The sequence below is a fragment of the Microbacterium sp. F01 genome (genome assembly GCF_056156365.1).
In genome coordinates, this window is record NZ_CM149592.1 from 214,006 (window position 1) to 226,547 (window position 12,542).

Annotated in this window: 12 protein-coding genes and 1 pseudogene; 9 read left to right on the forward strand and 4 right to left on the reverse strand. The window is 69.8% G+C overall.

Going from position 1 to position 12,542, the window contains the following annotated elements:
- Position 1 precedes the first annotated feature (1 nt).
- Positions 2-1,240, forward strand: a complete 1,239-nt coding sequence (locus ACVN90_RS00960) for an MFS transporter (protein WP_475100290.1) — start codon at positions 2-4, stop codon at positions 1,238-1,240.
- 87 nt (positions 1,241-1,327) lie between these two features.
- Here the strand turns inward: ACVN90_RS00960 and ACVN90_RS00965 are convergent, their stop codons facing one another.
- On the reverse strand, positions 1,328-1,525 hold the full coding sequence (locus tag ACVN90_RS00965; RefSeq protein ID WP_141895483.1) for a DUF3073 domain-containing protein: 198 nt from the start codon (positions 1,523-1,525) through the stop codon (positions 1,328-1,330).
- 168 nt (positions 1,526-1,693) lie between these two features.
- Between ACVN90_RS00965 and ACVN90_RS00970 the strand changes: the two genes are divergently transcribed.
- A complete protein-coding gene (locus ACVN90_RS00970) occupies positions 1,694-2,233 on the forward strand; it encodes a universal stress protein (RefSeq protein WP_475100291.1) in 540 nt (179 codons plus the stop codon).
- 151 nt (positions 2,234-2,384) lie between these two features.
- Here ACVN90_RS00970 and ACVN90_RS00975 read toward each other — a convergent pair whose 3' ends face one another.
- Both ACVN90_RS00975 and ACVN90_RS00980 read right to left on the reverse strand, forming a co-directional pair.
- Positions 2,385-2,993: a PadR family transcriptional regulator gene (locus ACVN90_RS00975; protein WP_475102172.1), complete on the reverse strand. Its 609-nt coding sequence runs from the start codon at positions 2,991-2,993 to the stop codon at positions 2,385-2,387.
- Positions 2,994-2,998: 5 nt separating this feature from the next.
- Positions 2,999-3,961 carry a DUF4097 family beta strand repeat-containing protein gene (locus ACVN90_RS00980; protein ID WP_475100292.1) on the reverse strand — a complete coding sequence of 321 codons (963 nt, stop codon included), beginning with the start codon at positions 3,959-3,961 and terminating at the stop codon, positions 2,999-3,001.
- A 173-nt stretch (positions 3,962-4,134) separates the two neighbouring features.
- On the opposite strand from ACVN90_RS00980, the gene ACVN90_RS00985 reads away from it, so the two are divergent.
- Positions 4,135-4,917: a MerR family transcriptional regulator gene (locus tag ACVN90_RS00985; RefSeq protein ID WP_475100293.1), complete on the forward strand. Its 783-nt coding sequence runs from the start codon at positions 4,135-4,137 to the stop codon at positions 4,915-4,917.
- A gap of 90 nt (positions 4,918-5,007) precedes the next feature.
- Here the strand turns inward: ACVN90_RS00985 and ACVN90_RS00990 are convergent, their stop codons facing one another.
- Positions 5,008-5,172, reverse strand: a complete 165-nt coding sequence (locus ACVN90_RS00990; protein WP_181911764.1) for a hypothetical protein — start codon at positions 5,170-5,172, stop codon at positions 5,008-5,010.
- A gap of 212 nt (positions 5,173-5,384) precedes the next feature.
- Between ACVN90_RS00990 and ACVN90_RS00995 the strand changes: the two genes are divergently transcribed.
- The 6 genes and pseudogenes from ACVN90_RS00995 to ACVN90_RS01020 all read left to right on the forward strand — a co-directional run.
- Positions 5,385-6,269: an SDR family oxidoreductase gene (locus ACVN90_RS00995; protein ID WP_475100294.1), complete on the forward strand. Its 885-nt coding sequence runs from the start codon at positions 5,385-5,387 to the stop codon at positions 6,267-6,269.
- Positions 6,270-6,305: 36 nt separating this feature from the next.
- A complete protein-coding gene (locus ACVN90_RS01000; RefSeq protein ID WP_475100295.1) occupies positions 6,306-6,572 on the forward strand; it encodes a DUF7218 family protein in 267 nt (88 codons plus the stop codon).
- 72 nt (positions 6,573-6,644) lie between these two features.
- Entirely contained in the window at positions 6,645-7,613 is a 969-nt protein-coding gene (locus tag ACVN90_RS01005) for a DNA topoisomerase IB (RefSeq protein ID WP_475100296.1), read from the forward strand.
- 23 nt (positions 7,614-7,636) lie between these two features.
- Positions 7,637-8,050 carry a fluoride efflux transporter FluC gene (locus ACVN90_RS01010; protein ID WP_475100297.1) on the forward strand — a complete coding sequence of 138 codons (414 nt, stop codon included), beginning with the start codon at positions 7,637-7,639 and terminating at the stop codon, positions 8,048-8,050.
- Positions 8,047-8,418: a fluoride efflux transporter CrcB gene (gene crcB, locus ACVN90_RS01015; RefSeq protein ID WP_475100298.1), complete on the forward strand. Its 372-nt coding sequence runs from the start codon at positions 8,047-8,049 to the stop codon at positions 8,416-8,418. Before ACVN90_RS01010 ends, crcB begins: the two co-directional genes overlap by 4 nt.
- A 91-nt stretch (positions 8,419-8,509) precedes the next feature.
- Positions 8,510-11,668 (forward strand): annotated as a pseudogene (locus tag ACVN90_RS01020) (efflux RND transporter permease subunit); the annotation flags it as partial.
- Between the last annotated feature and the right edge of the window lie 874 nt (positions 11,669-12,542).

The window sequence follows — 12,542 nt, forward strand, 5'->3', positions numbered from 1 at the left end:
GGTGAAGTCGTCTCCTGCCCGCCCGCTCTGGCAGGGGAGGACCCTCGCGCTCGTCGGGATCGTGCTGTTCGCGTTCTCGCTGCGTTCGGCGGTCGCCTCGCTGTCGCCCCTGTATGACCACATCGCCGCGGACTTCGCCGTCCCGCCGGCGGTGATCGGGCTGATCGGCACCGCGCCGCCCGTCTGCTTCGCGATCTTCGGGCTGCTGACGCCCGCCCTCGAGCGCCGGTTCGGGCTCGAGCGCCTCGCGGTCGCGGCGATGGCGGTCGTGACGCTCGGGCTCGTCGCGCGCAGCTTCGCGCCCAGCTGGGGTCTGCTGCTCGCCGGCACCGCGCTGGTGTTCGCCGCGGTCGGCACGGGCAACATCCTGCTGCCGCCGCTGGTGAAGCGGTACTTCCCCGACCGCATCGGCCTTATGACGACCATCTTCTCCACCACGATGGCCGTGTCCACCTTCCTTCCGCCCCTCATCGCCGTTCCGATGGCGGATGCTGCGGATTGGCACCTTTCGCTCGGCTTGTGGGCCGTCTTCGCCCTGGTGGCGATGATCCCGTGGATCGGTCTCGCGGTTCGTCACCGTGCTGCGCAGGCCGAGAAGGACGATGACGACATCGAGGAGGCGAGCCCTCAGGCGTTCGGCCGCATGTGGCGTGTTCCGCTCGCGTGGGCGCTGCTCGTGTCGTTCGCGGTGTCGAGCACGATCGCGTACACATCGTTCGCGTGGATGCCCAAGCTGCTCGTCGACATCTCGGGCGTCACGCCTGCCACGGCCGGTGCGCTGCTGTCGCTCTTCGGATTCATGGGCTTGCCGGCATCTCTTGTGGTGCCGCTGCTGGTCACGCGGTGGAACGCCACGCGACTGCTGTTCGGCGTCGCGGTCGCGTGCGGGTTCGCCGGCATCGCCGGCTTCCTCTTCGCGCCGACGGCGGCGCCGTGGTTGTGGGTCGTTCTGCTCGGGCTCGCGCCCCTGCTGTTCCCGATGATCCTGGTGCTCCTCGGCCTGCGAACGCGCACGCACGAGGGCTCGGTCGCGCTCAGCGGGTTCGCCCAGAGCGGCGGCTACGCCATCGCGGCGCTGTTCCCGCTCGGCATCGGTCTGCTCCACGAGGCGACGGATTCGTGGACGGGTCCGCTCATCGTGCTGGCGATCGTCGTCGCGGCAGCGATCCCCGCAGGCGTCGTCGCAGCGCGCCCCCACACCGTCGAGGACGACTGGGAACGGCGCCACGGCGCCTGGTGAGACCCCGGCGCCCGGTGAGGCGTCCGGGTCATCCGGGGTCGGCGAACACCGGTCAGGCCGCCGGAACGGCGGCCGACGTGCGAGGTGTTACGCCTGCGACGAAGAGAGCGGCGAGGTCTCGTCCTCGTCTTCGTCGTTGTACTGGTCGGCCCACTTGTCGACGTATTCGTCTTCACTGTGGTGACCGAGCTCGCGCTCGAGCGCCGAGTAGTTCACGCTGTACGTGTCGTACTTCAGCTCTCGGGCGATCTTGGTGTGCTTCGCCTTCTGACGGCCACGCCCCATGCGAGACCCCCTCATTTAGGATCGCGGGCTATTTTGCGGGCTCTCAGCCTCGCAAACCCGGGCATTCACGAATCCGGCTTCGAACCGGTAAGAGTAGCATTCAGGATAACACGGAGCCCCCGCACCCCGGCGGTTCCGACGCCACCGGTGCAGGAGGAGTGCGGACATATGACCGACGAGGCATCCGAGCCGCAGGGCGATGCGACGACCGATGAAGGCCTGCACGGGGCGGTGATCGCGGGGGTCATCCCCGACCAGTCGCCGCGCGTCCTGAAGGAGGCGGCGCGCTACGCGAAGCTCTTCCAGGCGCCGCTCGTGGTCGTGCACGTCGACGTCACGCGCTTCGTCACCTACGAGGACCCCGACGGCTACGTCCACTCGGCGCCGATCGACATCAACATCGCCGCCGGCGAGGGTGAGCTCGCGAAGGTGCAGGATGCCGCAGCATCCGTTCTCGGCGATACCGGACCGCAATGGACCGTGCGTCAGCTCGTCGGCGACCCCGCGATGGCGCTGAAGCACTTCGCCGACCAGATCGACGCGCGCCTGCTCGTCGTGGGCACGCGCAAGCGCGGCTTCGGCGAGTCGGTCCGCGAGTTCTTCACCGGCTCGGTCGGCGCACGCCTCGCGCACCGCCAGCACCGCCCGATCCTGATCGTGCCCCTCGGCGAGCCGGTTCCCGACGACGAGGAGATCTGGCCCGCCTGACCCCCCCGACCCCCCGACCACATTCCGCCGAGAGAACACCTGGTGGCCGAGAGGTAGGCAACTTCACTACCTCTCGGCCACCAGTTGTTCTCTCGCGGAGAGACGGGCCCTCGAGGGGCGGACGGCGGGGCGGCGGGACGGATGCTGCGGCTCAGCCGCGCAGCGCGCGTGTCACGTCGCGCGCCACGCGGTCGAGCTCCGAAGCCAGCTGGTCGACGATCGACGCGGCGAGGTCGCCGCCGCGAGCGACGTGGACGCGGACGTCGCCGCGCACGTTGGCGCGGAACTCGTTCACGAGCGCGTCGACGCGCTGCACCTGCTCACGGCTCCGCACGCGCGGGTCGTCCTCGCGCGAAGGCTGCGGCGTCATCTTGCGCTCCTCGCGCGACGCGGCGGCGAGGTCCGCGCGGAGGCTCTTCATCGCCTCGCGGACGCTCCCGCGCACCTCGTCGGCGATGAGCCGCACCGAGTCGGCGAGGCCGGCCTCGATGCCCTCGAGTTCGCCCGCACGCGACTGCACCTCGGCGTGGCCGGCATCGGTGATCGCGTAGACCGTCTTGCGGCCGTCGACGGTCTTGGTCACGAGGCCCTCCTCTTCGAGCTTCGCCAGACGCGGATAGATGGTGCCGGCGCTGGGGGTGTAGGTGCCCCCGGTGCGGTCCGACAGGGCCTGCATGATGTCATAGCCGTGGCGCGGCCCCTCATCGAGCAGGTTCAGGAGATACAGGCGAAGGTCGCCGTGCGAGAAGACCGGGGCCATGGTGTTCACAGCCCTTCTCGGTCGAAGCCGGCCGCCGCTTCACCGGCGGCCTCTTCATCGACGCCACCGGCGGGCTGAGAGCCCGCGGGCTCGGCCGGCGTCGACGCCGCAGCGTCGACGGACGCCGGGGGCGCAGCATCCGTCACCGGAGAAGCCGCGCGACGCAGCACCGTGATGTCGCCCGAGACGCTGTGGGCGCGCACGTCGGCGAAGCTGCCGCTGAGCTCGCCGACGGAGCCGGCGTAGTTGGTGGTCGGGCCGGTGCCGTTGCCGGAGCGCACGACGCCGTCGACCTGGACCTTGCCGCTGACGCTGCGGATGACGTAGTTGGCAGGGTGGCCCTCGTCGAGACGCACCGTCGAGGTGCCGCTCACGGTGTTGAGTCCGACCGACAGGATGTCGCCGGTCGAGTCGACGAGCACCGAGCCCGAGACCGTGTCGATGGTGGCCTTGCGGAGGGTTCCGGTGGCGGCCACATCGCCCGAGACGCTGTTGGCGTTGAGGGCGCCGACGAGCTCGCGCACCTGCACGTCGCCCGAGACGGCGTTGACAGAGAGGTCGCCGGTGAGGCCGTCGACGATGATGTCGCCCGACACGGTGTTGAGCGAGGCGGCGTTCTGCAGACCCGAGACAAGGGCGCTGGCGCTGACGACGCCGAGGGTGAGGGCGACTTCGCGGGGGACCGCGACGCTGATCTCGGCCTTGGGGCCGGAGGTGCCGAAGTTGCGGAACACTTCGAGGAAGTTGTCCCAGCGCAGCTGGGGGTGGTCGATCTCGACGTGGTCGTCGGCGACCTCGATGCGGAGGTCCTTGACGGTGACGTCGTGGACTTCGATGCGGATGCCGGGCTCGTCGTGGGCGATCACGTCGACCTGCCCGCCGACGAGGCCGATCTTGAGCGTGCGCACGGTCTCGATGTCGATGACGCGCGTCTCGCCCGGGTGGATGATCCACTTCTCCAGGGTCATGACTGCTTCTCCTGCGGTATCTAGGGGTGATCCGTATCGCGATATATCGCGTGCTACGACAGTAACACGATATATCGCGTCTTTGTCAAGAATCTTCCCCTGACCCGCTTGACCTTGACGCAACGTCAACCTTTACCGTTGTCAGCGTCGGACGAACGCGAGAGGAGGTCGTCATGGAAGAGGAGCAGGAGTGGTCGATCCAGCAGATCGCGAAGCTCGCCGGCACGACGAGCCGCACGCTCCGCCACTACGACGACATCGGCCTGCTCGCCCCGTCGAGCATCGGCCACAACGGCTACCGGTACTACGGCCAGGCCGCGCTGGTGCGGCTGCAGCGGATCCTGCTGCTGCGCGAGCTCGGACTCGGGCTGCCGCAGATCGCCGGGGTGATGGAGCGCGAGACCGGCGAGGTGCCCGCCCTCGAGGCGCATCTGGCGTGGCTGCGGCAGGAACAGGACCGGCTGGCGCGGCAGATCGCGTCGGTCGAGAACACGATCAGTGCAGTGAGAGGAGGTGAACGACTGATGGCAGAGAACATGTTCGACGGCTTCGACCACACGCAGTACAAGGACGAGGTCGAACAGCGCTGGGGGAAGAAGGCGTACGCCGACAGCGACCGCTGGTGGCGCTCGATGAGCGCCGACGAGAAGACCGCGTGGCAACAGCGCGCCTCGGACCTCGGCCGTGACTGGATCGCGGCCGCGGAATCCGGGATCGCCCCCGACAGCGACGAGGCTCAGGCCGTCGCGAAGCGGCACGTCGAGTGGCTGACCGGCATCCCGGGAACGCCCGCGGCAGCGCCGGGCGGCGACGTGAAGGCCTACGTGATCGGCCTCGGCGAGATGTACGTGGCCGACCCGCGGTTCGGCGCGCAGTACGCGACCAGCCAGGGTGGCACGCACGGCGCCGAGTTCGTGCGCGATGCGCTCCGCGTCTACGCGGAGGCGAACCTGTAGTTCGTCACCTGAACCACGAGAAGACGGACGGATGCCGCGGCCAGCAGTGGCCGCGGCATCCGTCCGTCAACTGATCCTGTGGTGCAGGGGTCAGGTTCCGCGACCGCCGCTGATGACTCGGAACAGGAAGGCGATCAGGGCGATGACGCCGACGATGATGGCCACCCACAGCAGCCAGCTCAGCGCCGAATTGAGGCCGCCGACGATCGCAAGGATGATCGCGACGACGATGATGATGATCAGGGCGAGGTTCATTGGAGCTCTCCTTCTTCGTCGTCGATGCATGTGATGCATCGCGTGCCTCGTGGGCACATCTCGACAGTGGCACCCGCAGGGCCGGGTCCGTAGGGGCTTGACGACGCCGGATTTCCGGTGATACGCCGGAGGATCGGTGGGGTCGCTAGCGCCGCGCGGGGTCGAAATCAACCCCCGTGAGCGTTGCGGACAGGCGCCGTAGCTTCGCGGGTATGAGCACATCCGCGACCGATCCGACGACCGCTCACCACGAGGACGGCTTCCCGGCGCAGCAGCAGGAGCAGCCGGGACTCACCGATGAGACGCGTCCCGAGCCCGATCACGGCGAGAGCTCGTATCAAGGCGCGCTGCGCCTCGCGGAGCGCCGGGCGCTCATCACGGGCGGCGACTCCGGCATCGGCCGGGCCGTCGCGATCGCCTTCGCGCGCGAGGGTGCGGACGTGGCCTTGACCCACATGCCGCAGGAGCAGGAGGACGCGGAAGACACCGCGCGCTGGATCGCCGAGAGCGGTGCGCGAGCGCTGCCGCTCGAGGGCGACCTGCGCGACGAGGACTTCTGCGCCGAGATCGTCGAGCGTGCCGTCGCCGAGTTCGGCGGCCTCGACGTGCTCGTGCTGAACGCCGCGTACCAGAAGGACCGCGACGGCCTCGAGAACCTCGAAACCGCCGAGCTGGACCGCGTCTTCCGCACCAACTTGTACGCGCAGATGTTCACGGCGCGCGCCGCGGTCCCGCACCTGAAGCCGGGCGCGTCGATCATCGTCACGACCTCGATCCAGGCGTTCAACCCGTCGCCGTCGCTCATCGACTACGCGATGACCAAGGCGGCCCAGGTCGCGTTCGTCAAGGCGCTCGCCGAAGAGCTCGGGCCGAAGGGCATCCGGGTCAACGGGGTCGCGCCAGGCCCGATCTGGACACCCCTCATTCCTGCGACCGGATGGGATGCTGAGCGCCTGGCGACGTTCGGACAGGACACGCCGTTGGGGCGCGCGGGTCAGCCCGCCGAGCTCGCCGGCGCCTACGTGTACCTCGCGAGCGACGACGCGTCGTTCACGTCGGGCGCGATCCTCCCCGTGACCGGGGGCAAGGGGCTGTGAAACCCGCCCGCGCGGCGGTGGACGAAGGAGGAAGCCATGCCAGGACGACGTGGAGCGAGTCTCCAGGACCCCGACCTGTACGAGGAGCTCCGCAAGGACGGCGCCTCGAAGGAGAAGGCCGCCCGCATCTCGAACGCCGCGGCGAGCCAAGGCCGCAAGACGGTGGGCAAGCGCGGCGGCAACGCGAAGGACTACGACGATCGCACCGTTCCAGAGTTGCGCAAGCGCGCGAAGGAGCTGGGTCTGAAGGGTTACTCGGGCAAGAAGAAGTCCGAGCTCATCTCGATGATCCGGAATCACTGACTCTGGGGGAGACACGGCCGGCGGGTAGCCCGAGCCCGTCGGCCGGCCCCGTGACCCCGGTAGCGTGAACGGATGCCGAAGCTCGCCCGCGTCCGTCCCTACGAGGACCCCGGCTTCCGTCGGCTGAACGCAGGTTCGGGCTTCCGGTACCTCGACACGAAGGGTCGCACGCCGGCGTCGCGTCACTTGGACCGCATCCACGCGCTCGTGATCCCGCCGGCCTGGCAGGACGTGTGGATCAGCACGCGGCCGGACGGGCACATCCAGGCGGTGGGCGTCGACGACGCCGGCCGCCGGCAGTACGTCTACCACCCCGACTGGACGTCCGGCCGCGACCGCGGCAAGTTCGCGCGGTCGCTCGCGCTCGCCGAGGCGTTGCCCCGCGCGCGGGCGCGGGTGACGACGTCCATCCGCCGCGAGGCGCTCGACCGCGAGCGCGTGCTGGCGGTCGCGTTCCGCCTGCTCGACGACGCCGCGCCGCGCATCGGCTCGGAGCGCTATCTCGCCGCGCACGGCAGTAGGGGCCTCACGACGCTGCAGCGACGCGATGTCTCGGTCGAGGCATCCGTCGTCTCCTTCGCGTTTCCGGGCAAGAGCGGCAAGCACCAGGTGCTCGAGCTCGACGACGCCGACCTCGCCGCGGCGATGGAGCTGCTGGCCGCGGGACGGCCGCGGTCGCCGCTGCTCGCGTGGCGGCGCGGCGGGCGCCGCGTGGCGCTGACCCCGACCGAGGTGAATGCGTACGTGCGGTCGCTGACCGGCGGCAAGTTCACGGCGAAGGACTTCCGGACGCTGCGCGGGACGATCCTCGCCGCCGAGGCGCTCGCGCGCATCGGCACCGTCGACACCAAGACCGACCGCAAGCGCGCCGAGGTGCTCGCCGTGAAGGCGACGGCGGAGGCGTTGGGCAACACGCCCGCGGTGGCGCGGGGTTCGTACATCGACCCGAGGGTGTTCACGAGGTATCGCGAGGGGAACACGCTAGACCTCTCGATCACGCCGGAGTCGGCGATCCGGGGGCTGCTGCGGCCGGGACGCTGACAGCGCCGGAGTACCGTGAAGGGATGCCGCAGCCCGTCGATCCCCGGATCCTCGGGGTGACGGTGGCCGGCGGGGCGATCGGCGTCCTCGCCCGCGCGCTCGTGCTCACCCCGGTGACGGATCCGACCGCCGTGCCGTGGGTGACGCTCGGGATCAACGTCGTCGGGTCCCTCATCCTCGGGGTCGTGGTCGGCTGGCTCGATGACCGCCGACCCATCCTCCGCTCGTTCCTCGGCACCGGAGTGCTGGGAGGCTTCACCACCTACAGCGCGTTCGCCGTGGCCACCGCCTTGTGGGTCGCGACGCCGTGGCTCGCGGCGGGGCTGGCCGCAGCATCCGTCATCGCAGGCGTCATCGGCGCGATCGTGGGACTGTCCATCGGGCGCCGGATCGCCGACCGGCCGGGCGGGATCGAGTACCCGGAGGACGCCGAGTGAGTCCGTGGCTGCTCGTCGCCGCGCTCGCGGGCGGCGTCGGAGCGGGGCTGCGGTACCTCGTCGATCGGTGGCTCACACCCGCCGCGGGTGCGCGGTTCCCCGTGGGAATCCTCGTCGTCAACGTGTCAGGCTCGTTCGTGCTCGGTGTGATCACCGGGCTCGGCACGGCCATCGCGCCCGAACTGTCGCTCGTGCTCGGGCTCGGTCTGCTCGGCGGCTACACGACCTTCAGCACCGTCTCGGTCGAGACCGTGCTGCTCGCTCAACGCAAGCGCTGGCGGCAGGCCGCGCTCAACCTCTTCGGAACGCTCGCGCTCGCCGCTGTCGCGGCAGGGCTCGGACTGCTGCTCGGGGGAGCGGTTTCATGAGAGCCGCATGAAATACTGAAACGCGATACATCTCCGTATCGTCCGGGCTCCGTCCCTCCCCCTGCATCACCTCACCAGCGAAGGCCTCCGTGTGTCGAACCTCGCCGTTCTGAGTCTCAAGAACCGCGCGCTCATCGCGCTGATCACGATCGTCGCCGCCATCTTCGGCGGCCTCGCGCTCACGAACCTCAAGCAGGAACTGATCCCCTCGATCGAGTTCCCCGCGCTCATCGTCGTCTCGACATACCCGGGCGCGTCGCCCGAGGTCGTGAGCAACGACGTGTCGGTGCCCATCGAGACCGCCATCCAGGGCGTGCCGGGGCTCGAGTCGTCGACCGCGACGAGCACCACCAACGCCTCGATCGTGCAGGCCTCCTTCACCTACGGCACCGATCTTGCGACCGCCGAGCAGAAGATGACGCAGGCGATCAACCGCATCAAGTCGCAGCTGCCGACCGGGGTCGAGCCGAGCGTCATCTCGGCCAGCATCGACGACTTCCCCGTCATCCAGCTGGCGGTGACCGGCTACGACGACGAGGCGACGATCCAGGCGCAGCTCGAGGCATCCGTCATCCCGGATCTCGAGGATGTCGCGGGCGTCAACGCCGCGCAGATCGTCGGCGGTGTCGGCCAGCGGGTCACCATCACGCCCGACCAGGCCGAGCTCGCCGCGTCGGGGTACACGCAGCAGGCGATCCGCGATGCGCTGGACCAGAACGGCGTGCTGTTCCCGGGCGGCGAGATCACCGAGGGCGACGAGACGCTCACGGTGCAGACCGGCGCGAAGATCTCGTCGGTCGACGAGATCGCGGCGTTGCCGCTCGTGCCCTCGACGGCCGACCAGTTCGTGGCAGGCCCGAAGACCATCGGCGACGTCTCGAGCGTCGCGGAAGAGGCCGACCCGGTCACGACGATCTCGCGCGTGAACGGCGAGCCGGCGCTGACGATCGCCGTCACGAAGCTGCCCGCCGCCAACACGGTCGACGTGTCGCGCGGCGTGCTCGCGGTGCTGCCCGACCTCGAGGACTCGCTCGACGGCGCCGAGTTCACCGTCGTGTTCGATCAGGCGCCGTACATCCAGGAGTCGATCGACACCCTCGCGAAGGAGGGCCTGCTCGGCCTCGTCTTCGCGGTGATCGTGATCTTCATCTTCCTGCTGTCGGTGCGGTCGACGCTGGTCGCGGCGATCTCGATCCCGACGAGCATCCTCATCACGTTCATCGGCCTGCAGGCGTTCGGCTACTCGCTCAACATCCTGACCCTCGGCGCGATCACGATCGCGATCGGGCGTGTGGTCGACGACTCCATCGTCGTCATCGAGAACATCAAGAGGCATTACGTCGGCGATGCCGACAAGGGTGACTCCATCCGCCGGGCGGTGCGCGAGGTGGCCTCCGCCATCACGGCGTCGACGATCGTGACCGTCGCCGTGTTCCTGCCGATCGCGTTCGTCGGCGACGTCACGGGCGAGCTGTTCCGACCGTTCGCGATGACCGTGACGATCGCGATGACCGCGTCGCTGTTCGTGGCGCTCACGATCGTTCCGGTGCTCGCGTACTGGTTCCTGAAGCCCGGCAAGCCGATCCTCGACGCCGAGGGCATCGCGGTCGACCCGGAGGACCCGGCCGCGCCACCGAGCCGCCTGCAGAAGTCGTACCTGCCGATCCTGCGCTGGACGCTCCGCCACTCGTGGATCACGCTCGCGCTCGCCGTGCTGGTGCTCGTCGGCACGATCGCCGCAGCTCCCTTCATGAAGACGAACTTCCTCGGCGACTCGGGGCAGAACACCTTCACGATGACGCAGGACATCGGCCCCGCCCCCTCGCTCGAGGCCGAGAGCGCCGCTGCGGAGCAGGTCGAGGAGGTGCTCCTCGGCATCGACGGCATCGAGACCGTGCAGGTGTCGATCGGTTCGAGCGGCTCGGCCCTGCGCGACGCGTTCTCTGGCGGCGGCAGCGGCATCACGTACTCCATCACCACCGACCCCGGCGTCGACCAGGTCGCGCTGCGCGAAGAGGTGCAGGACGCGGTCGCCGACCTCGACGACGCCGGCGAGATCACCGTCGCCGCGGGTGGCGGCGGCTTCGGCTCGACAGACATCGCGATCGACGTGACGGCTCCCGATTCGTCGACACTTCAGGACGCGACGGATGCTGTCATCTCGGCCGTCGAAGGAGCCGACGGCGTGGGCCAGGTCACGAGCAACCTGTCGGCCTCGCTGCCGTACATCGCCGTGACGGTGGACCGCGACAAGGCCGCGGAGCTCGGCCTCTCGGAGGTCGCGGTCGGCGCGCTGGTGTCGAACACGATGCAGCCGCAGTCGATCGGCACCGTCGAGATCGACGACACGTCGCTCACGGTGTACCTCGCGGCATCCGAGACGCCCGCGTCGCTCGACGACCTGCGTCAGCTGCAGGTGCCGAGCGCCACCGGCCCGATCCCGCTCTCCGACGTCGCCACCGTGGAGGAGAGCGAGGGACCGACCTCGATCACCACCGAGGGGGGCCAGCGCACGTCGACCGTCACGGTGACCCCGTCGACCGACAACCTGCAGACCGCCACAGCCTCGGTGACGACGGCGCTCGCCGACGCCGACCTGCCCTCGTCGGCCGACGCCACGCTCGGCGGTGTCGTGACGCAGCAGCAGGATGCGTTCTCGCAGCTCGGCCTCGCCCTGCTCGCGGCGATCCTGATCGTCTACATCGTGATGGTCGCGACCTTCAAGTCGCTCCGCCAGCCGCTGTTGCTGCTCGTGTCGGTGCCCTTCGCGGCGACCGGCGCGATCCTCCTGCAGATCATCACGGGTGTGCCGCTCGGCGTCGCGTCGCTCATCGGTGTGCTGATGCTCATCGGCATCGTGGTGACGAACGCGATCGTGCTCGTCGACCTGGTGAACCAGTACCGCGAGAAAGGCCTCTCGGCGCACGACGCCACGGTGGCCGGTGGCTCGCGCCGTCTGCGTCCGATCCTCATGACCGCGCTCGCGACGATCTTCGCGCTCACGCCCATGGCACTGGGCATCACCGGCCAGGGCGGCTTCATCTCGCAGCCCCTCGCGATCGTCGTGATCGGCGGCCTCGTGTCGTCGACCGTCCTCACGCTGCTCGTGCTCCCCACCCTGTACAACCTCGTCGAGGGCGCGGGGGAGCGGCGGACTGAGCGCCGGCGCCGTCGCGACGAGGGTGACGGCGGTGGCCCGGCGCCCGAGGGCGATGGCCCGGATGGCGGGACGGATGCTGCGGCCGCGGGCGTTCTCGTCGGCGCCGGCGTGGGTGCGGGTGCGGTTTCGGAGGCCGGGGCTGCCGGTGCCGACGCGGGTGCAGCCGGTGAGGCTGCGGCCGGCGCCGCGGGGGCGGCGGCGTTCGAGACCCGGCGTCAGCGTCGTCAGCGCGAGAACGGAGGCACGGTCGCGGCCGACGCCGCCGAGGTGGCGGTGCCCGAGATCGAAGAAGGTCCCGACATCGAGGTGTCGGACTCGACCCCGGCGCCGGTCGAGGCTGAGGCGGCGGCAGAGGTGGTCGTGCCCGAGTCCGAGCAGGCCGCCGAGGTGGGGGAGTCCGACTGGACACCCACGAGCGAGACCGCCGACGATGCGGCTGAGGCGCAGGCGCCGGTCGAACCCGAGTTCGCACCGGATGCCGAGGCGGAAGTGCTCGACGGGACGCGCGCGACGGACAACGCGGATGCTGCGCCGCTCGAACCCGTGGCGCCGGAGGCTCCGGATGCCGAGGCACCGGACGCCGAATCCGTTGCCGAGACAGCGGACGCAGCCGTCGTGAGCGAGCACGGCGCCGAGGCCGACACTTCAGACGAGGCGTCTGCAGCGACGGGTGACGCGGCCGAGACGGAGACCGCGCACGACGAGGGGACGGACGACTCGGAGCCGGTCGCCGATGCGGAGCCCACCGCCGATGTCGAGGGCGAAGAGTCTGCTACCGGCGGGACGGCCGGAGCCGAAGCCGACCATGCGGACGCCGACTCGGGGCCGGCGGGTTTGCATGATGCGCTCGACGACCAGTCGACCGCCGCGGAAGAGTCCGCGGGAGAGGGCGAGACGTCACGCGGGTCCGAGACGCCCGAAGTCGCAGTTGACGACTCCGAACCGGCTCCGCTCGAGCACGACG

Coding starts and splice junctions, on each gene's coding strand:
- ACVN90_RS01005 (WP_475100296.1), top strand. CDS start 6,645: ATGCCGAAGCTCGCCCGCGTCCGTCCCTACGAGGACCCCGGCTTCCGT.
- ACVN90_RS00990 (WP_181911764.1), bottom strand. CDS start 5,172: ATGAACCTCGCCCTGATCATCATCATCGTCGTCGCGATCATCCTTGCG.
- ACVN90_RS01010 (WP_475100297.1), top strand. CDS start 7,637: ATGCCGCAGCCCGTCGATCCCCGGATCCTCGGGGTGACGGTGGCCGGC.
- ACVN90_RS00970 (WP_475100291.1), top strand. CDS start 1,694: ATGACCGACGAGGCATCCGAGCCGCAGGGCGATGCGACGACCGATGAA.
- ACVN90_RS01000 (WP_475100295.1), top strand. CDS start 6,306: ATGCCAGGACGACGTGGAGCGAGTCTCCAGGACCCCGACCTGTACGAG.
- ACVN90_RS00980 (WP_475100292.1), bottom strand. CDS start 3,961: ATGACCCTGGAGAAGTGGATCATCCACCCGGGCGAGACGCGCGTCATC.
- ACVN90_RS00985 (WP_475100293.1), top strand. CDS start 4,135: ATGGAAGAGGAGCAGGAGTGGTCGATCCAGCAGATCGCGAAGCTCGCC.
- ACVN90_RS00975 (WP_475102172.1), bottom strand. CDS start 2,993: ATGGCCCCGGTCTTCTCGCACGGCGACCTTCGCCTGTATCTCCTGAAC.
- ACVN90_RS00995 (WP_475100294.1), top strand. CDS start 5,385: ATGAGCACATCCGCGACCGATCCGACGACCGCTCACCACGAGGACGGC.
- ACVN90_RS00965 (WP_141895483.1), bottom strand. CDS start 1,525: ATGGGGCGTGGCCGTCAGAAGGCGAAGCACACCAAGATCGCCCGAGAG.